Here is a 25,381-nt window from a genome sequence, read left to right as displayed (position 1 = left end):
TTCATCCTCCTCAGGCAGCGGTCGGGCTTGGGATGCGCGGCAGGTTCTCGGCGAGGAACCGCCAGTCGTCGCGCTCGCCCTCGCCTTCGTGGCGCTTGCCGAAGAACTGGATGATCATCTTGCCGTCGGCGCCATAGGCTTCGAGCGAGGTGACATGGCCGTCCTTGGTCGGCTTGCGCACGGCCCAGACCTCATGGATGTGGTCGTTCCTGAAGTGCAGGTGGAACGTCTCGTCCAGCACGTTGATCCACGGCCCCATCGGCTTGACCGCCTTGATCGGACCGGAATGGATCTGGATGCAGCCGCGGTTTCCGACGAAGCACATGATCGGCATCGCGCCTTCGGCGGCGTGATGGAACATGGCGGCTACGGCATCCTTGTCGAGCAGCCAGGCATAATCCTGGCCGACCATGCGCACCGCCTGGCGGCGGCTGAGCTTCAGCGTCTTCAGCATGCCGAAGAACTGATGCACGTCGGTGAGCCTGCTCCACCGGTCGCGCAGGTCGTCGATGCTGGCCGCCTGCCCCTCGACTTCCGGCTCCTCCTCGCTCGCGCTTGCCGACACGGAAACGATCGGCTCCTGGTTCGACGATTCCAGTTCCGCCACCAGCTTCTGGTAGGCGTAGAGGTTCGAGGCGGGCCTCAGATGCACCTTGTGCACCGCCTCGCCCGAAGCATCGAAGAACTGCAGGCTGCGGCGGATGTCGCCGCCGTCGCGCTTCTCGACGGCAAAGCCATGCGCCCAGACTTTCGGGAAGATGCGCAGGTCGATGTTCTCGCCGAGCACCATGGCGTTGTGATTGCCGGTGACGACCTTGTCGTAGACGCCGATCTTCTCGTGAACGGCGCTCTCGTTGCGGGTCAGCGCCATCACCTCGCCGACAGCTTCGAGGCCGGTCAGCAAATCGTTGACGCGCGGCTCGACCCGCACGACGCCCTGCCCGCTATGGGCCGCGACGAGCTCAGCTTCCGAGATGCCGAGCTCGGCGGCAAGGTCGCGCTCGCGCGCTTTCGGATTGTCTTCCCGCGCCCGCCGGATTTCATGCGGTGTGGGTTTCACGCGCTGGTCCATGTCTTCCCCTGCCTTCAGCCTGTCGTCGGTTGCTGCTCACTTGTTGAGGATCAGCTTGCCCTGGCGGGTGATCTTCAACCGATAGAGCGCGCCATGGTGCTCGATGCCGATCTCGTGCTCGCCTTGGAAAAGCGTGTTGCTGGAGAGCGTCCTCACCGCCAGCGGAACGCTGTCGAAACGGGTGGCAACGTCTTCGGAACGACGGACGCGATAGCGGAAATCGTTTGCGTTGTGCGTGTTCATCTGGGTCGGTCCTTTCCCTGTGCCGGCCACCTGGCCGGACGTCTGCATAAAATGCCGATTCATTTCTTGACTCGAATAATCATGTTTTATAACCAGTGCAATACCGGAGTAAATGAGTCAACATTTAACGCGCCGGATGTGATGAAAAATGCCAGCGAGCCCTCGGGCCAGCCAGCAGCGAACCTGTAATCTGGAGTTGGGGCATGGGGTTGGCGAATTGGCAAAGGCTGGGTCTGGCGGATGAGAACGCGGGCTCGGCGCAACGGTCTATGGCAAGGGGAATGGCCGCGCTTCTGGCCGGCGCGGCGGCGATCGCGATCCTGACTCCGCCGGCAAGCGCGCAGCAGACAGCCCAGGCTGCAAGCGACCAGCAGGCCGATCCTGCAAAGAAGACGGAAGAGACGAAGCCGGCCGAGGCGACGCTGCTCGACAAGATCCTGGTGCTCAGCCGCACCGGCGAGACGGCGATCCAGTCGCTCGCCTCGGCCAGCCATGTCGACCGCGAGCAGCTCGACCGCCGCATGGCGACGACGCCGAACGAGATGCTGCTCGGCGTGCCGGGGGTGACCGTGCAGGCCGACGCGCGCCGCGTCAGCTCCAGCATCAACATCCGCGGCCTGCAGGATTTCGGCCGCGTCGCGGTCATCATCGACGGCGCCAGGCAGGATTTCCAGCGCTCCGATCATGGCACGCAGTCGACCTTCTACGTCGACCCTGAACTCATCAAATCCGTCGACGTGATCCGCGGTCCGGTCGCCAACACCTATGGCTCCGGCGCCATCGGCGGCGTCGTCTTCTTCGACACCAAGGATGCCGAGGATTTCCTCAAGCCGGAGGAAAGCTGGGCTAGCGCGCTCACCGGCCGTTATGAAAGCAACGGCAAGGGCTGGACCACCAGCGCCACCGGCGCCTACCGCTTCAACGAGAACTGGGATGTGCTCGGCAACATCGTCTACCGCGACTATGACGACTACAAGAATGGCGGCGGCGACACTGTCGGCGGCACCGGCTTCGACGTGCTGAGCGGCCTGCTCAAGACCACGATCCGCCCGACCGAGAACAGCGAGTTGAAACTCGGCTGGGTCGGCTCCAGCGACGGCTGGACGGAGACCAGCAGCGGCGTGCCGGCCAACGATGTCGACCTGAAGTCGAACACTTTTACAGCCCGCTACAACATCACCGACGACTCCAGGAGCTGGCTCGATCTCCACATCAACGCCTCCTACAACAAGACCAACCTCGATCTGACCAGCCTTGTCGCGCAAAACCGGTTCGATCCGGAAACCGGTCTTCCCGTCGTGTTGCCTGCGGGGTCGACCTCGACCTTCGATGTCGGCACAACCGGCATCGATATCTGGAACACGTCGCGCTTCGAGACCGCCGGCGTCGCGCACGAGCTGACCTATGGCGGCGACTGGGTCGGCGACAATGTCGAGACGGGCGGTACCGCCGGCGGCGACAGCTTCTACACGCCGTCCGGCAAGCGCAACGTCTCCGGCGCCTACATCCAGGACAAACTGACCTGGGAGTGGCTCGAGGTGATCACCGGCCTGCGTTACGACAGCTACAGGCTGAAGGATTCGGATAACGAGACATCCGGCGACAGGCTGTCGCCGCGCATCACCGTCGGCGTCTCGCCCTTCGAAAGCGCCAGCCTGTCTGGCCTGCAGTTCTATGGCACCTACGCCGAAGGCTACCGCTCGCCCTCGCTGACGGAGACGCTGATCAGCGGCAACCATCCGGCCGGCGTCAGCTTCCCGTTCCTGCCCAACCCCAACCTGCGGCCCGAAACCGGCAAGACGGTCGAATTCGGCGTCAACTTCAAGCAGAACGACATCTTCGAAGCCGGCGACGCGCTGCGGCTCAAGGCCGCCTATTTCAACAACAATGTCGACGACTACATTGACGGCGTCGTGCTGTCGGCATTCGACCCGACCAGCGGCTGCCCGTTCGGCCCGGGCATCCCGATCTGCTTCCAGTACCAGAACTTCGCCAAGGCCAAAATCAACGGCTTCGAGCTGGAAAGCGTCTACGACGCCGGTTGGGGTTATGCCGGGCTCTCGGCCTCTGTCATCGACGGCCACACGATTTCCTACAAGGGCGTGCGTGCCGACCTTGCCACCATCCCCTCCTCCCAGGTCACCGCGCAGCTCGGCCTTCGCTTCCTCGAAGACAAGCTGACCGTCGGCGGCGAGGTGCAGTACAACGGCAAGCCCAAGGGCAACTCCGTGGCCAAGGACTATACGCTGGTCAACGCCTTCGCCAGCTACCAGGCGACCGACAATCTCAAGGTCGACTTCCGCGCCGACAACCTGTTCGACGTCAAATACACCAACCCGCTGAACGGCGGCACGACGGCTGTCCTCTACGAACCCGGCATCACGCTGAAGCTGGGGGCGACCATGCGCTTTGGGGGCTGACGACCATGACAAGCTTGACGGCATCGCTTCGTCTGCTGGCCTCGACGCTGGCGATGTCGCTTGCGGCGGCGCCGGCGTGGGCCCAGTCCGCACCGGCCCCTCAACTCAGCCTCGAGCTTAATGCCGCGCAGCCCTCCGATAAGGGCTGCCGGCTGACTTTCGTGGTCAACAACGCGCTCGGCGCCGACCTGTCGAAGGCCGCCTTCGAGATCGCTCTGTTCAACGAGGCCGGCGTCGTCGACCGCTTGACCGTGCTTGACTTCAAGGACCTGCCAGCGGGCAAGACCAAGGTGACGCGCTTCGATCTTGCCGGCACCGACTGCGCCAAGGTCAGCCGCGTGCTGATCAACAGCGCGGCCGAATGCGCCGGCGCTGGCGTCAAGCCGGCCGGCTGCATGCGCGGCCTGAAGACCTCGACCAAGACCGGCATCGCTTTCGGAGTCTGATGCAACGGTGGGAATAGAGCCGTCACTCGCGCGAGACGCCCTTGCCTGGCCTCGGCCGGCATCGGCTTCGCGCCGCTCGCGGCAAGCGATCTTGATTTGACAATGCCGGACTGGTCGCGGCAGCTTCCGTACCGCGCCATGCAGGACATCAGTGAAATTTCCGACCTCAGCAGCGAGTTGACGGCAACACCAGGCGAGCCGCGTGCGGGCGCGCGGCCGCCGGAAAGGAACCTCAATTGGATCGCGACGATCGGCGCGTCCGGCACCCTTCATGCGGCGCTGGCGGCGGCCTTGATGATTGCGCCGGCGACAACCCTTAGTTTTCAGGACGCCATGCAGGCGGAGGGCGCCGATCAATCAGGCGCCAACGTCGTCGGCAGCGCCTCGGATGGACAAATGCCGGGCGCGGTCAACGTCGCGCTGGTGCCAACCCCGAAACCACCGACGACGCCGGCAGTGAAGCCGGCGCCAACTCCGGCTCCCCAGGCACAACGAGAGTCGGCAGCGCCAGCACCTGCGAAGGAAACCGTCGAAAAGCCAGACCCGGCACCTGACATTTTGATCGCCGGAACGCCGCGAGACAACCTTCACAGCCCGGCGCAGGCGGATGAGCAGCCGGTGACTTCCGCGATCCAGGACGAAAGCTCCGAGCCTGAACCGGCTTTTTCCGGGCAGCCGCCCGTCCCGACCCCGAGGCCGAGCCCTGCCGACGGTTCGGGCGCTGTAAGCAAGATGGCCGACGCGCGCGGCACGGCGGACGGGCAAGAGATCAAGGCGTCGATCGCCAGCAAGGGCAAGGCCAAGGCAGCGAACGGCGAAGCGGCGAGATCGCGCTACAGTGGCGAGATCGCCAGCAAGCTGGCGAAAGCCAATCGTCTTGTTTCAAAGTCGGCGCAGGCCAAGGCTCTCAACAATGCCACGGTGAGCTTTGTGGTGTTGGCGAATGGCCGCGTCACGGACCTTGAGCTCGCCAAAAGTTCAGGTTCACCCGAACTCGATCAGTTCGCGTTGAACCTGGTGCGCCAGCAGTCACCCTTCCCTCCCATTCCGCCGGAGATCGGAATTTCGAGCTGGCGGTTCAGAGCCCCAATCGGTCCGTACTGATCGGCTTCGAAACCACCCACCATACATCGCCAAAGGAATAGCCAATGTACATCGCCATGAACCGCTTCAAGGTCCAGAACGGCTCGGAAGACGCCTTCGAGGATGTCTGGAAGAACCGCGATTCCAGCCTCTCCGACATGAAAGGCTTCAGGGAATTCCACCTGCTGCGCGGTCCGGTCAACGAGAACGAGGGCTACACGCTGTTCGCCTCGCACACGGTTTGGGCCAGCCACGAGGATTTCGTCGCCTGGACGAAGTCGGAAAACTTCCGCGCCGCCCATCGCAACGCCGGCACCTCGAAGGTTCACTATCTCGGTCATCCCCAGTTCGAAGGGTTCTCGGTTGTCGAGGGGGCGTAGCCGCTGGCGCGCGGTCAATCTCGGTTGACGGTAAGGGTGTGTCGAGATTCAGGTCAGGCCGAGTTGAAAATGGTGGCTTCCGACAACCGGAGCGGAGCGTACTTGAAGCACGTGAGCACCGGAGGCGCAGGAAGCCGCCATTTGCAGGCCGGCCTCACCTGAATATCAACACACCCTAGGCAGCAGCCAGCAGGCTGGCGTTTCCGCCCGCCGCCGTGGTGTCGACGCAGACGGCGCGCTCATGCGCGTAGGCCGCCGGGTTGAGCACCTCGCTGACCAACGGCACGATCGGGCCGGCGCGCTCGGCGATGACCTTGCGCACGACGCGTGCCGCCTCCGGCGTGCCGGAGAAGGCGACGACGTCGACCCGCAGCGCGCGCGCCTCGACCGGGTCGGGCCTTCCGTCTATGGCCGCGATCGGCAGGCCCTTGCCGGTCAGCGCCGACAGCGCCGCCGGCGCGCCCGGCGCCACCGCGAGCACGGCGTTGCCGGCGGCGAGCGCCTGGATCGCCTGCGCCAGCAGCGTGTCGGTATCCGGTCCAAGGCAAAGCACGCGACCGCGCGGCGCCAACGACAGCGTGTTGGCCTCCCCCGTCGGGCCTGGCAGATCGACCTGACCAAAATCGATACTTGCCGCCGCGCCGATGGCCGCCGCGCCCTTGCCGCGCAGATGCTTCCGCAGGATTGCCACGCGGTCGGGCCGCGTCGACCAGCCGCCGAGCGTCGGATCGGGCAGATTGTCGGCAAGTTCGGTTGCCGTCACCTTGTGGCCCTCGGCGACATGCGTGCCCGCCTCCGGCCCCTTGCGGAAGCGCCGCAGGTAATGCGGCCCGCCGGCCTTCGGTCCCGTGCCCGAAAGCCCCTCGCCGCCGAACGGCTGCGAGCCGACCACGGCGCCGATCTGGTTGCGGTTGACATAGATGTTGCCGGCATGGATGCCGTCGACGAAATGCTGGACGCGGCCTTCGATGCGTGTGTGCAGGCCGAAGGTCAGGCCATAGCCCTTGCGGTTGATGGCGGCGATGACGGCGTCGATCTCGTCGGCGTCGAAGCTGGCGACATGCAGCACCGGGCCGAACACCTCGCGCTCCATTTCCTCGATGCCTTTGACGCGGAAGACATGCGGCGCGACGAAGCGGCCGCCCTTCGGCGCCTCGAGCTTGGCAATCAGCCGGCCCTGCAGGCCCATCCTGGTGCAATAGTCGCGGATCGACGCTTGCGCCTCGTCATCGATGACCGGGCCGACATCGGTCGAGATCAGCCAGGGATCGCCGAGGTGGAGCGCCTCCATCGCGCCCTTCAGCATCTCCAGCATCTTCTTCTCGACGTCCTTCTGCACGTAGAGCACGCGCAGCGCCGAGCAGCGCTGGCCGGCGCTCTGGAAGGCGGAGGCGAGGATGTCGCGCACCGCCTGCTCGGGCAGCGCGGTGGAATCGACGATCATGGCGTTAAGCCCGCCGGTCTCGGCGATCAGCATGGCGTCGGGCGCGGCGGTCTCGGCGAGTTGCTTCTCGATCAGCTTGGCGACCTCGGTCGAGCCGGTGAAGCAGACGCCGGCGATACGCGGGTCGGCCGTCAGCGGCGCGCCGACCGAGGGACCGTCGCCGGGCAGAAGCTGGATGATGTCTTCCGGCACGCCCGCCTCGCGCAGCATCTCGACGGCGCGGAAGGCAATCAGCGGCGTCTGTTCTGCCGGCTTGGCTATGACCGAATTGCCGGTGACGAGGGCTGCCGCGATCTGGCCGGTGAAGATGGCGAGCGGGAAATTCCACGGCGAGATGCAGACGATCGCGCCGCGCGCCTCGGTGCCCGTTTCCGCATTGGCGGCCTCGGCGGCGTAGTAGCGCAGGAAATCGACCGCCTCGCGCACCTCGGCGACGCCGTCGGCCAGCGACTTGCCGGCCTCGCGGGTGGCGAGCGCAAAGAACTCGGCCGCGTTGGCCTCATAGAGGTCGGCGGCGCGGTTCAGGATCGCCGCGCGCTCGGCGACCGGGCGCTTGGCCCAGGCCGGCTGCGCTTCGACGGCGATGCGCACGGCAGTGGCGACCTGCTTGGCGGCCGCCTCGTGGATGGTGCCGACAACCTCGTCGGGCTTCGCCGGATTGACCACCGGGCGTTCCTTGCCGTAGCCGGCGGCGCGCGTGATCGGCTTGGCGTGCCAGCGGTTCGATCCGGCGAACTCGGCCTTGGCCTTGTCGATCGCCGCCAGCGTCACCGGATCTGTGATGTCGACGCCCCTGGAATTGCGGCGGCCGGCGCCGAAGATCCCGGCGGGACGGGCGATCGCCGGATTGGCGGCGGGCCCCTGCGTCTCGACCGTTTCCAGCGGGTCGCGGGCGATGTCTTCCGGCTCGACCTCCTCGTCGGTGAGCTGGTGCACGAAGGACGAGTTGGCGCCGTTTTCCAGCAGACGGCGCACCAGATAGGCGAGCAAGTCGGAATGGGCGCCGACCGGCGCATAGATGCGGCAGCGCGCGCCTTCGGCCTGGCGCACGGTCTCGTGCAGCGCCTCGCCCATGCCGTGCAGGCGCTGGAACTCGAAGGAATCGCGATCCTTGGCCATCGACAGGATGGCGGCAACCGTATGGGCGTTGTGGGTGGCGAACTGCGGATAGATGCGGTCGGTCATCGACAGCAGCTTCTTCGCGCAGGCCATGTAGGAGACGTCAGTGTTGACCTTGCGGGTGAAGACCGGATAGCCGGCGAGCCCCAGCGTCTGCGCCCGCTTGATCTCGGTGTCCCAATAGGCGCCCTTGACCAGCCGCACCATGATGGTGCGGTCGTACTTTTTGGCCAGCTGGTAGAGCCAGTCGATGACGAAGGCCGCGCGTGGCCCATACGCTTGCACCACCACGCCGAAACCGTTCCAGCCGGCAAGCTCCGGCTCGGCCAGCACGCGCTCGATGACGTCGAGCGACAGATCGAGGCGATCCGCCTCCTCGGCGTCGATGTTGAGCCCCATGCGCGAATGCCGCGCCGCCAGCGCCAGCGACAGCAGCCGCTCGGCCATCACCGGCAGCATTGTCTCCTTCTGCGCCACTTCGTAGCGCGGATGCAGCGCCGAAAGCTTGACCGAAATGCCGTGGTTGTTGCGGATGTCCGGCCCGTTGGAACCGGAATCGAGTGAGGAGATCGCGTCGGCATAGGCCTTGTGGTAGCGCAGCGCGTCGGCCTCGGTGCGGGCCGCCTCGCCCAGCATGTCGAAGGAATAAAGATAGCCCTTCTGCGTCATCGGCCGGCCACGCTTGACGGCCTCAGCGATGGTGCGGCCGAGCACGAACTGCTCGCCCATTTCGCGCATGGCGGCTGCCACCGCCTTACGGATCACGGGTTCGCCCAGCCGGCGCACCATGGCCCGCAGCGTGCCCTCGATGCCGCCCTCACCTTCGTCCAGCACGCGCCCGGTCAGCATCAGCGCCCAGGTCGAGGCGTTGACGAAGATCGAGCTCGAGCCGCCCGAATGCGCCGACCAGTCGTGCGGCGCGATCTTGTCGGCGATGAGATCGTCCATCGTCTCGGTGTCGGGCACGCGCAGCAGCGCCTCGGCAAGGCACATCAGCGCGACACCTTCCTTGGTCGACAGGCCGTAGGCGGAGAGGAAAACCTCCATCAGCCTCGGATCGGTCGAGCCGCGCACCGCGCGCACCAGATCGGCCGCGCGGGCCGAGATCGCCTTGCGGTCATCCGCCGAAAGCCCCGCTCCATCGGCGAGCCGCTTCACCGCGGCGTCTTCGTCGGGCAAATAATTGGCACGGATCTGCTGGCGGATGGCATCGAGCGCGGGCATGGCTGTCCTATCGAGCGAGCTTGAGGGAGCGGGCCGGCGGTCACCGGACCGAATGGCGCAAGCTAGCACAATTGCCGTTTTCAGTCGGTCCAAAGAAATCGACATTCCGGTTCGATTGGACTATGATTTGCCCAGTATTCTTGCCAATTCGATTGCCAATTCGATGACAGAAGACCAATTGGACCGCATTGACCGCAACATCCTGTCGGCGCTGGCGCGCGACGGGCGGCTTTCCATGTCTGAGCTGGCCGGCAAGGTCGGCCTGTCGAAGACGCCGGTACAGGCGCGCGTCAAGCGCCTGGAGAAGGACGGTTACATCAGGGGTTACCAGGCGATCATCGATCGCGAGCGCATGGGAGAAGGCCACGTCGCGTTCGTCCAGGTGAAATTGTCGGACACCCGCTCGGCCGCGCTCGACGCCTTCAATCGATCCGTGCAGGCAGTCCCCGAGATCGAGCAATGCCATATGATGGCGTCGAGCTTCGACTACCTGTTGAAGGTCCGCACCACCGACATCGCCGCCTATCGCCGCGTGCTGGGGGAACGCATTTCGGCGCTCCCCCATGTTGCCCAGACTTCCACCTTCGTGGCGATGGAGACGGTCAAGGATCGCTAGCTCATTCCGACAGCGTCTTCAGGAACGCCACCAGCGCCGCGCGCTCGCGGTCGGAAAGCTCGACCGGGTGGACCTCGGAAACACCTTCGACGCTCGCCGGCGCCTTCGAATAATGCTCGACCACCTCTTCGAGCGACGAGAACTGCCCGGCATGCATGTAGGGCGCGCGGGCAGCGGCCCCTCGGAGCGACGGCGTCTTGTAGGCGCGCACCAGGTCCGGCCCGCCCTTCACCATGAAGCGCAGCTCACGGCACGCGTTGTCGTCGCCGTCGCGGAACTTGCCTAAGCAGTTGAACGGGTCGGCCTCGACCTGCACTACGGCATCGATGCGGCCGCGATCCGGCGGCAGGTCCTTGACCGGCGGCACGCCGGTGTTGTGGAAAGAGTTGTCGGTGAAACGCGGACCATTGTGGCAGGTCACGCAATTGGCCTTGCCGATGAACAGCTTCAGCCCAAGCATCTCCTCGGGCGACAAGGCGTCGTCCCCCTGTGGCTCGGCGCCAGATGCCAGATCGATGGCGAAACGGTCGAAGCGCGTTTGCGGCGGCTCGATCGACCGCTCGAAAGCGCCGATCGCCTTGCCGATATTGGCAAAGACGCGGTTGACGTCCTCGGCCTGGCTGACGGGCATGGCGGCCCAGGCCGCCTTCTCGGCATCCGTGCCGAGCGGGCTGGCATTGGCGGGCACAGTGGAAAGATCGGGCAGCGGCCCGAAGATGCGCTCGTAGCGCTCGCCGAAGCGTTTCTTGATGTAATGCGCGAAGGCGGCGCGGTTTCCGCCATGCTCGAGCGGGTTTTCGAGCGGCGTCAACGCCTGCGCCCACAGGCTGTCGCGCCGCCCGTCCCAGAAGAACCAGGGATCGCGCGCCACGCCGGCCAGCGGCATGGTGCGCCGGTTGGTGCGGCCGATGCCGACCGCTTGCGGCAGGTCGTCCTGGAACTGGCGGTCGATCTTGTGGCAGGTCGAACAGGACACGTTGCCGTCGCGGCTCATGCCCTGGTCGAAGAACAGCGTCGAGCCCAGGGCCGCGGCCGCCGGCACCTCGGCGAAGCGATTGGTGGTGTCGGGCTTCAGCGGCGGCATCGTGTTCAGCGCCAGCGAGGCGATGACCTTCTTCTCGGTATCGGAAAACTGCGGCTTGCCGCAGCCGGCAAGCAACGCCATGGCGACCAGTGCGACGAGAGGCAGGACCAGCAGGAGACGCCTCATCGACCGCTCACAGCACGATGTTGAAGACGACCGTATCGGACCCGGCGGCCGCGGAAATGGCAAAGCGCAACTGCCACCAGCCGCTCATCGTGAATTTCAGCCCATCGATGCGATAGCGCCCTTCGCCCAGATAGTCGGTCGCCTGCGGGCTGGTCGGCAGGCCGTGATTGTGCTGCGGCATGCCGCCGGAAACGGCAATCGCCGCTCCCTCCACCGGATCGCCCTTGACTGTCTTCAGCGTCAGCAGCCAGGACTGCAATTCGCCTTGCCGAACCCCGCCCCGCTCCGGCTGGAAACTGGCGACGAACAGCCCGTTTGCCGTCGTCTTCGAGCGCGACCTGTCGGGGCCCGGCGTCGTTTGCGGAGCGGTCAGGTACACGATCGCAAGAACGCCAGCCAGCAAGGCGGCCAGACCAAGACCCGCGAGAAGATAGCGCCATAGGGATGCCAAACCGGTTCCTTCTCCAAAGACAACGTTCCAGCGGGCGCATCGCATCCCGCCGCGACTGTGGGAAACCGCTTCTGACGCAAAAAACCGCAGCCGCCAAGCATGGCGTTACCCATCGCAAAAAGCTACAGCAGCACCTCGTTGGTTTGTGCATGTCGTCATCCCCAAAACGCTGGACACTTTTGCGCGACATGCACCGGGAGACAGATAGATGGCTGCAAATGGCGTCGCCTCGATCGGCGAGTGCATGCTCGAACTGTCAGGCCAGGCGGGACCGAACTGGCGCATGGGCTTTGCCGGCGACACGTTCAACATGCTGTGGGCGCTGCATGCGCTGAGCGGCGAGCGGCCGGCGACTTATGTCTCGGCCTTCGGCGACGACCCGTTCTCGCAAGGGCAGATCGCCTTCCTCGCCGAAAACGGCATCGGCATCGGCCAAAGCCCTGTCATTCCAGGCGCCCGGCCAGGCCTTTACGCCATCACGCTGACCGGCGCCGAACGCGCCTTCACCTACTGGCGCGCCGACGCCGCCGCCAGGCAACTGGCTTCGGATCCGGACGCACTGGCCAAAAACCTTGAAAACCAGGCACTTGTCTATTTTTCCGGAATCACTTTGGGAATTCTGGAGGACGCCGGACGCCAGATATTGCTGAAGGCGGTGGCCAAGGCGCGCGCGGCTGGTTCGCTCGTCGCCTTCGATCCCAACTACCGGCCGCGGCTGTGGCGCAGCCGCGAGGAGGCGCAGGCGGCAACCACCGAAGCGTTGGCTGTAACCGATATCGCGCTGCCAACCTTTCCCGACGAGCAGATGCTGTTTGGCGACGCGACGCCGCAGGCGACTGCCGACCGGCTTGGCCGTCAAGTCGGCGAAATCGTCGTCAAGAATGGCGAGGACGCGGCGCTGATCGCCGTCGACGGCGCCCGCCAGCCGATACCGGCCGTGCATGTCGCCACCCCGGTCGATACCACCGGCGCCGGCGATTCCTTCAACGGCGGCTACCTCGCAGCTCGGCTGGCCGGCCATGGCCCGGCTGAGGCAGCCGAGCGTGCGCACCGCGTCGCCGCCGCGGTCGTGCAAGTGCGCGGCGCGCTGGCGCCGTTCGAAACGCTGAGAGCGGCGTTCGGCAACTAGCTAAGGTGTATTGAGATTCAGGTAGGGCCAAGTCGAAGGCGATCGCGAAGCGACCAAACGGTGGTTTTCGAGAACCGGAGCGGAGCGTACTTCAGCACGTGAGCACCGGAAGCGCAGAAACCAGCGTTCGCAGGCCGGCTTCACCTGAATATCAACGCACCTTCAAGGCAGTCGGAACCGGTACTCGGTGACCTGATGGTAGATCTGCCCCGGCCACAGCGTGGCCTGCGGGAAATACGGCCGGTTCGGCGCGTCCGGCCAGACCTGCGCCTCCAGGCAGAGACCCGAAAAGGCCTTGTACTGGCGTCCGTCCAGGCCTGCCGAGGACGGCTGCAGGTACTGGCCGGTATAGAGCTGCAGGCCGGGCTCGGTGGTCCAGACCTCCATCTCGACGCCCGATGAAGCGCCTTGCGCCCAGGCAGCCTGCCGCAACGGCCCGCGAGCCGAGGCCAGGCAGAAATTGAGATCGTAGGGAAGCTGCTCGCCCTCGCTCTCCATGCGCAACGGACGCGCCTGGCGGAAGTCGAAAGGTGTGCCGTCGACCGGCTTGACCACGCCTGTCGGGATCATCTCGCCGTCGACCGGCGTGTAGGCGCCGGCGTTCAGCATCAGCCGATGGTCAAGGATATCGCCGGCGCCGCCGTCGTCGAGGTTGAAATAGGAGTGCTGCGCGAGATTGCACAGCGTCGGCTCCTCGGAGGTCGTGGCGGTCAGTTCGACGCTGAGCGTGCCGGGAATCTTGAGCCGGTAGGTGCAGGTCACGTCGAGCGCGCCGGGAAAGCCCATCGTGCCGTCCGGGTCATGCAAGGTCAGCGTGACGAAATCCCGGCCATGGAGCGAGACCGTCCACGGTCGGTGGAAATAGCCTTCCGAGCCGCCATGCAGAGTGTGCTTGTCGAGGAAGTTTCGTTCCGTCTGGTAGCGCTTGCCGGCGATGGTGAAACGGCCGTCGCCAATGCGGTTGGCAAAGCGGCCGACGACGGCGCCGAAGAAGGCGCGGTCCGTCTCATACGGCTCGAAACGGTCGTAGCCCAGCACCAGCGGCGCGTCGTGGCCGGCGAGCCGCAGGTCCTGGATGATCGCGCCAAGCCCGATGATGTTGGCGGAGAGGCCGCCGCCACGAATGGTGAAACGGCGCACGGGTTCGCCCGCCTGCGTCGTGCCGAAGACCTCGCCGTCCTTCATCGTCATGCCCGAAAGTCAGTTCGTTGATCTATTGACCCGGCCGGTCCCGGCCGGGTTTGCAATACAAGAAAGGCAGGCTTTGCGCCTGCTCTTCCGCTTGGTTGTCAGAGGCCGAGGCCGCCGATACACACATATTTGGTGTCGAGATAGTCCTCGATGCCCTGATGTCCGCCTTCCTTGCCGAGGCCGGATTCCTTGACGCCGCCGAAGGGCGCTTCCGGCGTGGTGATCAGGCCCTCATTGACGCCGACCATGCCGTATTTCAGCCCTTCCATGACCCGGAAGGCGCGGCCGAGATCGCCGGTGTAGAAATAGCAGGCGAGGCCGAATTCGGTGTCGTTGGCGAGCGCGATCGCCTCTTCCTCGGTGTCGAACTTGAACACCGGAGCGACCGGGCCGAAGATCTCTTCCTTCATGAAGCGCATCTTCGGCGTCGCATCGGCGATCACCGTCGGCTGGAAGAACGAGCCGCCGAGCGCGTGCCGCTTGCCGCCGGCAACGACCTTGCCGCCCTTCGACGTCGCGTCGGCGATCAGTTCCTCGACCTTCTCGACCGCCTTGTCGTCGATCAGCGGTCCCTGCTGCACGCCCTCTTCCAGACCGGACCCGACCTTCAGATTGTTGCTGGCGACGACCAGCTTGTCGACGAACTTGTCGTAGACGCCGGCCTGCACGAGGAAGCGGTTGGTGCACACGCATGTCTGGCCCGAATTGCGATATTTGGCGGTGATGGCGCCGGCCACGGCGCGATCGATGTCGGCGTCGTCGAAGACGATGAACGGCGCATTGCCGCCGAGCTCCATCGACACTTTCTTGACCGTCACCGACGACTTCTGGATCAGAAGTTTACCGATCTCGGTCGAGCCGGTGAAGGTGATCTTCTTGACCAGCGGATTGGCGCAGATCTCGTCGCCGATCTCGGCCGCCGAACCGGTCAGGATGTTGATGACGCCCTTGGGGAAGCCGACTTCCTCAGCGAGCGCGCCCCAGGCGAGGCCGGAATACGGCGTCTGCGAGGCCGGCTTGACCACGGCGGTGCAGCCGGCGGCCAGCGCCGGGCCGAGCTTGCGGGCGAGCATCGAGGACGGGAAATTCCAAGGCGTGATGGCGGCGATGACGCCGACGGGCTCCTTGGTCACCAGGATCCGGCGGTCGCCCCAGGGCGACGGCACGATGTCGCCATACGTGCGGCGGCCTTCCTCGGCGAACCAAAGGATGTAGGCGGCGGCCGAGCCGATCTCGCCCTTCGATTCAAACAGCGACTTGCCCTGCTCGATGGTCAACAGCTCGGCGAGCACGTCCTGATTGTCCATCATGGCGTCGTGCAGCTTGCGCAAGAGCTTCGAGCGCTCGAGCGCGGTGGTCTTGCGCCAGCTCTTGAATGCTTCCTCTGCGGCCTCGATGGCGCGGCGCGTCTCGGCCTTGCCGGCCTTCGGCACGGTGCCGATCTTCAAGCCCGTGGCGGGATTGTTGACGTCGACCGTCTGGCCGCTGTCGGCCTGCACCCATTCGCCATTGATGAGATTGGCCTGGCGCATGAAATGGCTGGTTTTCTGAAGCATGGTCTAGCCTCCGTTCGGCGCGCTGATCGGCCGTTTTTCTGGATATTCGTTGGGCGTGCCCCGTGGCCGCACGCTGGCGCACTGCTCTTACCTAGGGAAAGGCCGGCAAGCAATCGCAAGATGGCATATAGGGGTTGGACCAGCAAAGGCGAGAGTTGGCCGCGCGGCCGCTCCCCTATCCGAAGACGTGGAGAACCACCGTCAGCCAGAAGGACGTGGTCACCACCGCGCTCGCCGTCGCGATGGTTATCTGGTTCGACGCCAGCGCCTGGCCGGTGTTGAACTGGACGGCGATCAGGTAGGAATTGATGCCCGAGGGCAACGCCGCCACCACCACCGCCACCTTGGCCGTCAGCGGCGGCAAGCCGAGCAGCCAGACCAGGCCAAGCACCAGCCCCGGCATCAGGAAGAGTTTCAGCGCAGACAGCGCCAGAGCCGGCCGGATGTTGCCGGAGATGCCGAAGCGGCGCAGGCTGAGCCCCATGGCGAACAGCGCCACCGGCCCGGCGGTATCCGCCAGGGCATCGACCACACGCGAGACGAGCTCCGGCAGCGGCGCGCCGCTCAGGCGGAAGGCAAGTCCGGCGAGTATGCCGATGACCAGCGGATTGAGGAACAGCCGCCTGAGGAAGCTGGTGACGACGCGCAGCGGATGCGCGGGCTCGCCGGCGCCGCGGCCGAACATCTCGAACAGGACGATCGAGGCCATCATCGTGACCGGCAGGTGGACGGAGACCAGCAGCGACAGGACCTCGAAGCCGCTCGGTCCGAATATGCCGAGGATGAAGGGCGCGCCGAGCAGGACGATGTTGGAATAGCCAGACGACACGCCGCCGACGATGCCCGTGCGCGAATCCCTGCCGAAGACCCGCGTGGTGACGAGATGCCCCACCGCCCAGGTGATGGCCACTGCCGTAAAATAGGCGCCCCATAGCGACCACGGCGCCACGCCGTGGAAATCGGACTTCACCATCGTCTGGAACAGAAGCAGCGGCATCGCCACGTTGATGGCGAATTCCGAGATGCCCTCGCCGCTCGCCGGCCTCAGATAGCCGGTGAACCCGGCAAGGTAGCCGAGCGCGACGAGGCTGAAGACGAAAAGGACGGTTTCGGTGAGCGGGGACATTTTTCCCGTGATAGGCGAGCCCCGTTTGCAACGCAATCGCGCCGGCCGAGGAAGGCCTACCCCGCTTCCTGCCCCCGCCCGAATTGATCAAGGTCGGCTGGCAGCGTTATAGAGGCTTGGGATCGTCAGGGGGATACGCGGCGAATGGGTTTGCTCAAAACCCCGAACCATCACCTTTCGGCAAGGGCGTGGCTGACGGTTTTCGTCACCGGCTTGCTCTGTCTCGTCGCGACGCTGGCCAACGGCGCGGAGAACCTCAAGGGCGTCGCTCTCATCGTCGGCCAATCGGCCTACGAGCACATCGCCACCCTGCCAAACCCGGCCAACGACGCCCGCGACATGGCCAAGATGCTGACCGATCTCGGCTTCGATGCCCGCAGCGTCACCGATCGCGATGCCGCGAAACTGAAGCGCGACCTCGAGCGCTTCGTCGAGGACGCCGAGGGTGCCGATGTCGCCTTCATCTATTATTCCGGCCACGGCATCGAGGCCGGCGGCGAGAACTACCTGGTCCCGGTCGATGCCGATATGTCCTCGCTGAAGGATGCCGACAACGCCCTGGTGCCGATCTCCGCCGTCATGGAGGAGCTGAAGAAGACGGTGCCGGTGACGATCATGCTGCTCGATGCCTGCCGCACCAATCCGTTTCCGCCTGACGCTGAGTTGCGCCGCGCGCCGACCGCCTCGGCCTCGCCGATCGGAGCCGGCGGGCTGGAACCGGTGCGCGGCGCCAAGGCGCTCGGCAGCGCGCCGGCGACGGAAAACCTAGGAACCGTGGTCGGCTTCGCCGCCGAGCCCGGACGCCCGGCGCTCGATGGCGCCGCCGGCGAGAACAGTCCCTATGCGGCGGCGCTTCTGCGCCACCTCGCCGCGATGAAGGGCACCGAATTCGGCTCGGTCATGCGCATGGTGACCGAGGAGGTCTATCTCGACACCAAGGCCAGGCAACGGCCATGGGTCAACGAAAGCCTGCGCCGGCTGCTCTATTTCGGCGTCGCGCCGCCGGAGCCGGCCGGCGATGACGGGCTGATCACCGGCGAGCGGCGGCAGCTGCTTTTGACCATCGCCGACCTGCCCGATCCGAAGCGCTCGCAAGTGGAACTGGCTTCGCAGCAGGACGGCGTGCCGCTCGACGCGCTCTATGGCGTGCTCAGGGCACTGGGCACGGAGAAGATACCCGAGGACCCAACGGACCTGGAAAAGCTCCTCGATGCCCAGGCCGAGCGGCTGAAGAAGATGCTGTCAGAGCGCGACGCGCTCAGCACCGACGACCCCGAGATCAAGCGCCTCGTAGCCTCGGCCGACAAGGCGATCGGCCAGGGCGCGATAGTCACCGCGCACAAGTTCCTCGACGAAGCGGTGAGCCGGGTCGAGCAGACCCGCGGCGCCGTCGACCAGGCGGAGGAACTGGTCCGGCAGAAGCGCCTTGCCGATGCCGCCATCTATGCCAGGCGAGCCGATGCCTCGGCGCTGGTCTTCGACTACAGCGCCGCCGCCAGTGACTACGGCAAGGCGTTCTCGCTGGTCGAGAAGTGGGACGACAAGCTGCGCTGGAATTACAAGAACCAGGAGGCCGAGGCGCTGAACGCGCATGGCGATGCCACCGGCGACAGGAAGGCGCTCGAGCAGGCGATCGATGCCTATCAGGTCATCCTCGGCTTTATTCCCAATGGCCAACAGAACCGCGACTGGGCGATCACCCGCAACAACATGGCGGTGGTGCTGCAGACCATTGGCGAGCGCGAAACCGACACGGCCAGGCTCGATGAAGCGGCACGGATCTTCCGGGACTCGCTGGTCGTCTTCGAGCGCGAGAAGGACGACCTCAACTGGGCCGCAGCCCAGAACAATCTCGCCAATGTCCTGTTGAAGATCGGCGAACGGGAGAGCGACCCCAAGCGCGTGAACGAGGCGGTTGCCGCCATGCGCGCGACGCTGGAAAAGCGGCCGCGCGACAAGGTTCCGCTCGACTGGGCCGCCTCGCAGAACAATCTCGGCCTGGCGCTTTACGCGCTCTCGGAACGCGAGCCCGGCGGCGAGCGCCTTGTTGACGCCGAGGCCGCCTATCGGCTGGCGCTGCAGGAGTACACGCGCGAGAAGGCGCCGGTGCAGTGGGCAATGGTTGAGAACAATCTCGGCAACACGCTGGTGTCGCTGGGCACGCAGCTCAACGATCAGGCGAAGATCACCGAGGCGGCCGCGGCCTTCCGCGCCGCGCTCGAGATCCGCACGCGCGAGACCTTCCCGGTTTCCTGGGCGACCAGCCGGCTCAATCTCGGCAACGCGCTGAGCAGCGCCGCCCGCTTCGATCTCGGCACCGGCGAGCTCGAAGAAGCGGCGACGGCCTATGGCGATGCGCTGAGCGTCTTCACCCGCAAGCGTTTCCCGATGGACTGGGCTTCCACCCAGAACAATCTCGGCTCGGTCTACCAGACGCTCGGCCAGCGCGCCCGCGATCCGGCGAGACTGGAGCAGTCGGTTGCCGCCTTCCGGGCGGCGCGGCGCATCTACACCAGGCGCGCCTTTCCGCTCGACTGGGCGATGACCGCCTACAATCTCGGCAACACGCTGCAATTGCTCGGCGGCCTGTCCGACAAGCCGGAACACTACAAGGATGCGGTGACGGCCTATCGGGACGCGTTGCGAGAATACAAGCGCGAGACGACGCCGCGGCAATGGGCGCTGGCCCAGGCCGGCCTCGGCTCGGCGCTGCATTGGCTGAGCATGGCCGAAGGCGATACCACGTCCCTGGCCGAGTCGGTCGCCGCGCGCCGGGCCGCGCTCGAGGTGCTGACCTTGGAAGCGGCACCCGTCGATTGGGCGAACGCCCAGAACGGCATCGGCATGAGCCTGCTTAATCTCGGCACGCTCGAACGCAGCGGCAAATATCTGGACGAGGCCGAAGCGGCCTTCCAGGCGACGCTCAAAGTGTTCACCCGCGACAGCCAGCCGCTGCAGTGGGCCTTCGCGCAGAACAACCTCGGCGATGTCTATTGGAACCGCGCCAGCCAGGGCGGAGGCGACGCCGATTATTTGAAAGCGATCGAGTTCTTCGAAAATGCCAAGGAGGGTTTTGTCGAAGCCGGCTACACCATCCCGATCCCGCTCACCGACAAGAAGATCGAGCTGGTGAAGCAGCAACTGGCGAAGAAATAGCCCGAGCTTGTCTTTCAGCCGGCTTTGCGGTCCCTATATGGCGCTCACCGCCGTCGCTGCCGGTGGATGCAAGAAGGATGGCTGATGGTTCGATTTCTCCTGGCGCTGATGCTGCTCCTCGCTTCTGCCACGGCGCATGCGACGGATGCCGGCTGGGCGCTGCTGCGCGACGGCGGCCATATCGTGCTTTTGCGCCATGCCATGGTCACCGGCGCTGCCGATCCGGCCAATTTCGACATCGCCAAATGCCCGACCCAGCTCAATTTGTCGGCGCGCGGCCAGCAGCAGGCGAGCCGGATCGGCGCCCTGTTCGCCGCCCGCGCAGCACCCATCGAGCGCGTGCTCTCCAGCCGCTACTGCCGCTGCCTCGACACCGCCCGCATCGCCTTCGAGGCCGAGCCCGAGCCTTTCGCGCCGCTCGACCTCCTGAAGACCGATCCCGCCGAGAAGGCCGCACAGCTTGAGGCGACGCTCAAGGAGATTCGCGGCTATTCCGGTTCCGACAATCTGGTGCTGGTCACCCATCTGGAGAACATCATGGCGCTGACCGGCGTCGCGCCGCGCGAAGGCGAAGCGGTGGTGGTCGAGCCACAGGGCGACGGCCTAAGGGTGCTTGGCCGCGTCACTTTCTGACGGGCGCGAGCCTGATACAGGCGATGGTTGCAACTGTTGCCGAAATGCCACTGCCGAAAGAAGCCGCAAAGCCGCCGCGACAATGCCGCTTGCGACAACCCGTCGCAGGGTCTATAGGCGCGCTCCCGGTCACGAAAACCGAAGCGAGCACAGCGGTTGGAGCTTTCGTCTCCGCCCGCGCAGGCGGCACTGCCGCCCTGTGTACGGCGCCGTTTCGGAGGTTGGGATCGCGGATGTAGCTCAGGGGGAGAGCGCCGGATTTGGATCCGGAGGTCGCAGGTTCGAATCCTGCTGTCTGCACCACGGATAGCTCAGTTGGGTAGAGCATCAGATCACGAATCTGACGGTCGAAGGTTCGAATCCTTCTCCATTGGCCTTCCAAGCCAAGCCACCCTGTCACGGTGTTATTCGGAAAATCGGTCCGGGGACCGGAATGCGAAAGAGCTGACGGACGGCCGAAGCCTTCGGGCCAAGGCCGTACCGGCAGATCCAACGCCATCGGCTCGCGGCCAGGCCCGCGGTGACGATCAAGGCGCAGTGTCGCCGGCTAGGGAGGCCAAGGCCTCCGGCGCCCGCTTCGCTGCCTCGCGATCCGCTCCCGAAAGCCCGCTGCTTGGCGATGCCACCGGTCTCCGGATCATTCGTGCCGGGAAAAGGGAAACGAGAAACGAAAAGGATGATCGACGCATGAGTTGACGCCTCGCATGGGGCCATGCCCGACAGGAGTGAAGACAATGACCATTCTCGATAAGGTTCTGGGGCGCGAGCGCGTCCTTGTTAAGGAAAACGAACGGGCCGTCACCCTCTACAAGGGGGAGATCAAGGCTGTCCTGATGCCGGGCGAGCATTGGCTTGCCAACCGGCGCGGACGCCTTGAAGTGTCCCGGCACGACCTGAAGAACCCGGAATTCGTTTCGGCCTACGAGAAGGCGTTGTTCGACAAGCTGCCGGAGGTGGCGGCGCGTCATTTCACCGTCGTTCGCACCGGGCGTACGGATGTCGCCGTCATCGAGCGTGACGGCAACCTCCATGCCGTCCTGGCGCCGGATCGCAAGCTCGTGCTGTGGACCGATGCCGGCCCGTGGAAGGTGACGCTGGTCGACACCTCGGCCGATCTTGCGATCGATCCGGCTCTCATGCGCCGGCTCGGCCAGGCCCGCAAGACGGAACTGATGTCCGTTCACCCGGTGGTCGACGGTCAGGCCGGACTGCTGTTCGTCGACGGGGCGCTGGCGCGGACGCTTGCCGCGGGCGTGCACGCCTTCTGGAACGTCGGGCGCATGGTGCAGATCAAGGTCGTCGACCTCAAGCGCCAGTCGCTCGACGTCGCCGGGCAGGAAGTGCTGACCAAGGATCGCGTGACGATCCGCGTCAACATCGCCGCCGAATACCGGGTCCTCGATCCGGTCAAGGCGGTGAGCGCGGTGAAGGACTTCTCTGAAGCCCTCTACCGCGCCCTGCAGTACGCCTTCCGCAAGACGCTTGGCGCGCTCACGCTCGACCAGATCCTTGAAAAGAAGGTGACGGTCGACGAGGAGGCGGCGGCCAAGGTCCGCGCCGACATGGCCGAGATCGGGGTCGAGGTCAGCGACATCGCGCTCAAGGATGTGATCCTGCCGGGCGAGATGCGCGAGATCCTCAACCAGGTGGTTTCGGCCGAGAAGCAGGCCGAGGCCAACGTCATCCGCCGGCGCGAGGAGACGAACGCGACGCGTTCGCTCCTCAACACGGCCAAGGTGATGGCCGAGAACCCGGTGATGCTGCGGCTGAAGGAGCTCGAGGCTCTGGAAGCCATCGCCGGCAAGGTCGAGCGGCTGACCGTCCATAACGGGACGGGCGGACTGCTGAACGACCTGGTTAAGCTCCGTGAAAACTGAGCTGACGTGACGTCAAATGGGAAGGGCCGCCGGCAATCCGGCGGCCCTTCTTGCGTTTCGAAAGCCAGCATCCCATCTGCACCGGGCTTATCAGCCCTTTTCCTGCCCGGAAAAACCGATTAGACAGCGCCCAAACAAGATGCGGACAGATTCCGCCCGCAACCGAAGGAAGAGCCCTTGTCCACCACGTTCGACAAAGTCGCCAAGATCATTGCCGACACCAGCGAGATCGATATCGAGACGATCACGCCCGAAAGCCACACCATCGACGATCTCGGCATCGACAGCCTCGATTTCCTCGACATCGTCTTTGCCATCGACAAGGAATTCGGCATCAAGGTGCCGCTGGAGAAGTGGACGCAGGAGGTCAACGACGGCAAGGCCTCGACCGACGACTATTTCGTCATGAAGAACCTGTGCGCCAAGATCGACGCGCTGGTCGCGGCCAAGAACGCCTGAGGCGGTTCGGGCGCGAACTTGACGCGCCCGGCCACGTGACCCACAAAGCCGCCCATGAGCAGCCCCCACGACGTCGTCATCACCGGTATCGGCCTTGTCTCCTCGCTGGGAGAGGGCCCGGATGCGCACTGGCAGAAGCTCGCCCAGCCCGGCCTTGAGCCGGTGCTCGATGCCGGGCGCTTTGCGCCCTATACCATCCACCCGCTGCCGGAGATCGACTGGAACCTGCAGATCGCCAAGCGCGGCGACCAGCGGCAGATGGAGACGTGGCAGCGGCTCGGCACCTATGCGGCGGGTCTGGCGCTGGACGATGCCGGCATCAAGGGCAATGACGAGCTCTGCGCGACCATGGACATGGTGGTGGCAGCCGGCGGCGGCGAGCGCGACGAGGCGGTCGATGCCGCCATCCTCGCCGCATCCGAAAGCCGCAACGACCGCGACGTGCTGCTCAACGAGAAGCTGACCACTGAACTGCGCCCGACGCTGTTCCTCGCCCAGCTCTCCAATTTGCTCGCTGGCAACATCTCGATCGTCCACAAGGTCACCGGGTCGTCCCGCACCTTCATGGGCGAGGAAGGCGCTGGCGTCGCCGCCGTCGAGACGGCGGCCGCGCGCATCCGCTCGGGACAGTCGACGCATGTGCTGGTCGGCGGCGCCTTCCAGACCGAACATTCCGACATGCTGCTCGGCTACGAGTTGGCCGGCTACCTCCATCGTGGCGCCTGGAAGCCTGTCTGGCAAAGGCAGGGCGGCGAAGGCGGCGGCGTGGTGACCGGATCTGGCGGCGCTTTCCTGGTGCTGGAGCAGCGCGAGCACGCGACGAGCCGCGGGCGCAAGATCTACGCCGAGCTCGGCCCCATCGTTTCCGGCCGCGCCAAGCGGCGGAACGGCGGGCTCGATGCCGAGATCGCGACCTTGCTCGATCAGACGGCGCTGCCGAATGGCGAATTGCTGGCGATCTCCGGCGCCTCCGGCGCCCACACCGCCACAGCGGCCGAAAGAGCCGCGTTCGCCGCCCACCCGGCGATCGCGGCGCGTGCCTTTTCGACGCTGACCGGCCATATGAAGGAGGCGCAGTTCCCCTTCGCCGTGGCGCTGGCGGCGCTCACCGTCGAGCGCAAGGCCGCCTATCCCGCTTTCGATGCCGCGACCGAGAAGCCGTTCGCCGGCATTCCCACGACCGTGCTTGCAACGGCGATCGGCTATCACCAATTCGAGGGCATGGGGCTGATCAAGGCGGCCTGAGTGACCACCAGGGACAAAACATGGCCAATCTGAACGACCACATGGGCAGGCCGATCGTCGCCGTCACCGGCATCGGCGTGGTGACGTCGCTGGGCGTCGGCAAGGCCGACAATTGGGCGGCGCTCACCTCCGGCAAGTCCGGCATCCACCCGATCACCCGCTTTCCGGTCGATCATCTGAACACCCGCATCTCCGGCATGGTCGACTTCCTGCCGTCAAGCTCCAAGGGCGCCAGCCCCCTCACCTACGAGCTGGCCGAGACCGCGGCGCAGGAGGCGGTGGCGGAAGCCGGGCTCGACAGCGGCGATTTCGCCGGACCGCTCTTCCTTGCCTCGCCGCCGGTCGAACTCGACTGGGCCGACCGTTTTTCGCTCTACAATTCCGACAAGCAGGATGCCGGCGCCGAGAGGCTGCTGCGCGTGGCGCGCGCGCTGAAGGAGCTCGACATCTTCGAGACCACCCAGTTCGGTTCGATCGCCGACCGGCTGGCCGACCGTTTCGGAACGCGCGGCCTGCCGATCACGCTGTCGACCGCCTGCGCTTCCGGCGCCACCGCCATCCAGCTCGGCGTCGAGGCGATCCGCCGCGGCGAATGCGACAAGGCGCTGTCGATCGGCGCCGACGGCTCGGCGACCGCCGAGGCGCTGATCCGCTTCTCGCTGCTTTCGGCGCTCTCCACTCACAACGACATCCCGGAAAAGGCGTCGAAGCCTTTTTCCAAGGATCGCGACGGCTTTGTGCTGGCCGAGGGATCCGGCGCGCTGGTGCTGGAATCGCTGGAGGCGGCCCTTGCCCGTGGCGCCCCTATCCTCGGCATCATGCGCGGCTGCGGCGAAAAGGCCGACGATTTCCACCGTACCCGCTCCAAGCCCGATGGTTCGCCGGCGATCGCTGCGGTGCGCGCCGCCCTTGCCGATGCCGGCCTGAGCGAGGACGAGATCGACTACGTCAACGCGCATGGCACCTCGACGCCTGAAAACGACAAGATGGAGCATCTGTCGTTGTCGACCGTATTCGGCGAGCGGATCGGCTCGATGCCGATCTCGTCCAACAAGTCGATGATCGGCCACACGCTGTCGGCAGCCGGCGCGGTCGAGGCCGCTTTCTCGCTGATGACCATGCGCGAAAGCGTCATTCCGCCGACCATCAATTACGACAATCCCGACCCGGCGATCGTGCTCGACGTGGTGCCCAACAAGCAGCGGAACGCCGAGGTCGGCACCGTATTGTCGAACTCCTTCGGCTTCGGCGGCCAGAACACCTGCCTTGTCATGGCGAGGGAACCGGTCTAAGCGGACGTT

20 protein-coding genes and 2 tRNA genes are annotated in these 25,381 nt (G+C 65.5%); 14 read left to right on the top strand and 8 right to left on the bottom strand.

From position 1 onward, the window contains the following. Positions 1–10 precede the first annotated feature (10 nt). Entirely contained in the window at positions 11–1,072 is a 1,062-nt protein-coding gene (locus EN846_RS29365; RefSeq protein WP_127285964.1) for a hemin-degrading factor, read from the bottom strand. Positions 1,073–1,108: 36 nt separating this feature from the next. Next, positions 1,109–1,315 (bottom strand): hemin uptake protein HemP, encoded by a 207-nt coding sequence (gene hemP / locus EN846_RS29360; RefSeq protein WP_127285965.1) that lies wholly within the window; start codon positions 1,313–1,315, stop codon positions 1,109–1,111. 281 nt (positions 1,316–1,596) lie between these two features. Here hemP and EN846_RS29355 point away from each other — a divergent pair, with 281 nt between their 5' ends. The 4 genes from EN846_RS29355 to EN846_RS29340 all read left to right on the top strand — a co-directional run bounded on the left by EN846_RS29355 (position 1,597) and on the right by EN846_RS29340 (position 5,644). Continuing rightward, entirely contained in the window at positions 1,597–3,735 is a 2,139-nt protein-coding gene (locus tag EN846_RS29355; protein ID WP_245493485.1) for a TonB-dependent hemoglobin/transferrin/lactoferrin family receptor, read from the top strand. Positions 3,736–3,740: 5 nt separating this feature from the next. Continuing rightward, the gene (locus tag EN846_RS29350; RefSeq protein ID WP_127285681.1) at positions 3,741–4,181 is read left to right on the top strand and encodes a hypothetical protein; all 441 of its coding nucleotides are present in this window, start codon (positions 3,741–3,743) and stop codon (positions 4,179–4,181) included. Between the two features lie 102 nt (positions 4,182–4,283). After that, positions 4,284–5,285 carry an energy transducer TonB gene (locus tag EN846_RS29345; protein WP_245509017.1) on the top strand — a complete coding sequence of 334 codons (1,002 nt, stop codon included), beginning with the start codon at positions 4,284–4,286 and terminating at the stop codon, positions 5,283–5,285. Between the two features lie 44 nt (positions 5,286–5,329). After that, positions 5,330–5,644: an antibiotic biosynthesis monooxygenase gene (locus tag EN846_RS29340; RefSeq protein WP_127285680.1), complete on the top strand. Its 315-nt coding sequence runs from the start codon at positions 5,330–5,332 to the stop codon at positions 5,642–5,644. Positions 5,645–5,819: 175 nt separating this feature from the next. Here EN846_RS29340 and putA read toward each other — a convergent pair whose 3' ends face one another. Then, the gene (putA, locus tag EN846_RS29335) at positions 5,820–9,431 is read right to left on the bottom strand and encodes a bifunctional proline dehydrogenase/L-glutamate gamma-semialdehyde dehydrogenase PutA (protein ID WP_127391900.1); all 3,612 of its coding nucleotides are present in this window, start codon (positions 9,429–9,431) and stop codon (positions 5,820–5,822) included. A 163-nt stretch (positions 9,432–9,594) separates the two neighbouring features. On the opposite strand from putA, the gene EN846_RS29330 reads away from it, so the two are divergent. Beyond that, a complete protein-coding gene (locus EN846_RS29330; protein WP_127285682.1) occupies positions 9,595–10,047 on the top strand; it encodes an Lrp/AsnC ligand binding domain-containing protein in 453 nt (150 codons plus the stop codon). A 1-nt stretch (position 10,048) separates the two neighbouring features. Here EN846_RS29330 and EN846_RS29325 read toward each other — a convergent pair whose 3' ends face one another. Both EN846_RS29325 and EN846_RS29320 read right to left on the bottom strand, forming a co-directional pair. Further along, complete coding sequence (locus EN846_RS29325; protein WP_127391901.1) at positions 10,049–11,257, bottom strand: cytochrome c peroxidase; 1,209 nt, start codon at positions 11,255–11,257, stop codon at positions 10,049–10,051. Positions 11,258–11,264: 7 nt separating this feature from the next. After that, entirely contained in the window at positions 11,265–11,708 is a 444-nt protein-coding gene (locus EN846_RS29320) for a FixH family protein (protein WP_127391902.1), read from the bottom strand. Positions 11,709–11,916: 208 nt separating this feature from the next. Here EN846_RS29320 and EN846_RS29315 point away from each other — a divergent pair, with 208 nt between their 5' ends. Next, positions 11,917–12,837, top strand: a complete 921-nt coding sequence (locus EN846_RS29315; RefSeq protein WP_127391903.1) for a sugar kinase — start codon at positions 11,917–11,919, stop codon at positions 12,835–12,837. 162 nt (positions 12,838–12,999) lie between these two features. Here the strand turns inward: EN846_RS29315 and EN846_RS29310 are convergent, their stop codons facing one another. The 3 genes from EN846_RS29310 to EN846_RS29300 form a co-directional block, all read right to left on the bottom strand. Continuing rightward, complete coding sequence (locus tag EN846_RS29310) at positions 13,000–14,028, bottom strand: aldose epimerase family protein (RefSeq protein WP_127391904.1); 1,029 nt, start codon at positions 14,026–14,028, stop codon at positions 13,000–13,002. 98 nt (positions 14,029–14,126) lie between these two features. Beyond that, positions 14,127–15,584 (bottom strand): NAD-dependent succinate-semialdehyde dehydrogenase, encoded by a 1,458-nt coding sequence (locus EN846_RS29305; protein WP_126088724.1) that lies wholly within the window; start codon positions 15,582–15,584, stop codon positions 14,127–14,129. Between the two features lie 175 nt (positions 15,585–15,759). Further along, positions 15,760–16,710 carry an AEC family transporter gene (locus tag EN846_RS29300; protein ID WP_135858358.1) on the bottom strand — a complete coding sequence of 317 codons (951 nt, stop codon included), beginning with the start codon at positions 16,708–16,710 and terminating at the stop codon, positions 15,760–15,762. A gap of 144 nt (positions 16,711–16,854) precedes the next feature. Between EN846_RS29300 and EN846_RS29295 the strand changes: the two genes are divergently transcribed. The 8 genes from EN846_RS29295 (at position 16,855) to EN846_RS29260 (ending at position 25,372) form a co-directional block, all read left to right on the top strand. Further along, entirely contained in the window at positions 16,855–19,866 is a 3,012-nt protein-coding gene (locus EN846_RS29295; protein ID WP_135858355.1) for a caspase family protein, read from the top strand. Between the two features lie 84 nt (positions 19,867–19,950). Continuing rightward, positions 19,951–20,499, top strand: a complete 549-nt coding sequence (locus EN846_RS29290) for a histidine phosphatase family protein (RefSeq protein ID WP_127311155.1) — start codon at positions 19,951–19,953, stop codon at positions 20,497–20,499. Between the two features lie 229 nt (positions 20,500–20,728). After that, a tRNA-OTHER gene (locus EN846_RS29285) sits at positions 20,729–20,802 on the top strand. A 2-nt stretch (positions 20,803–20,804) separates the two neighbouring features. After that, a tRNA-Arg gene (locus EN846_RS29280) sits at positions 20,805–20,880 on the top strand. Positions 20,881–21,233: 353 nt separating this feature from the next. After that, positions 21,234–22,376, top strand: a complete 1,143-nt coding sequence (locus EN846_RS29275) for a slipin family protein (protein WP_189340610.1) — start codon at positions 21,234–21,236, stop codon at positions 22,374–22,376. Positions 22,377–22,553: 177 nt separating this feature from the next. Then, positions 22,554–22,835: an acyl carrier protein gene (locus tag EN846_RS29270; RefSeq protein ID WP_126054139.1), complete on the top strand. Its 282-nt coding sequence runs from the start codon at positions 22,554–22,556 to the stop codon at positions 22,833–22,835. 54 nt (positions 22,836–22,889) lie between these two features. Then, positions 22,890–24,080, top strand: a complete 1,191-nt coding sequence (locus tag EN846_RS29265) for a beta-ketoacyl-ACP synthase (protein ID WP_135858353.1) — start codon at positions 22,890–22,892, stop codon at positions 24,078–24,080. A 20-nt stretch (positions 24,081–24,100) separates the two neighbouring features. Further along, positions 24,101–25,372: a beta-ketoacyl-ACP synthase gene (locus tag EN846_RS29260; protein ID WP_127393278.1), complete on the top strand. Its 1,272-nt coding sequence runs from the start codon at positions 24,101–24,103 to the stop codon at positions 25,370–25,372. Positions 25,373–25,381 lie beyond the last annotated feature (9 nt).

The sequence above is a fragment of the Mesorhizobium sp. M4B.F.Ca.ET.203.01.1.1 genome, assembly GCF_004791025.1.
GTDB lineage: Bacteria > Pseudomonadota > Alphaproteobacteria > Rhizobiales > Rhizobiaceae > Mesorhizobium > Mesorhizobium abyssinicae.
This window is presented reverse-complemented; position numbering and strand designations above follow the sequence as displayed.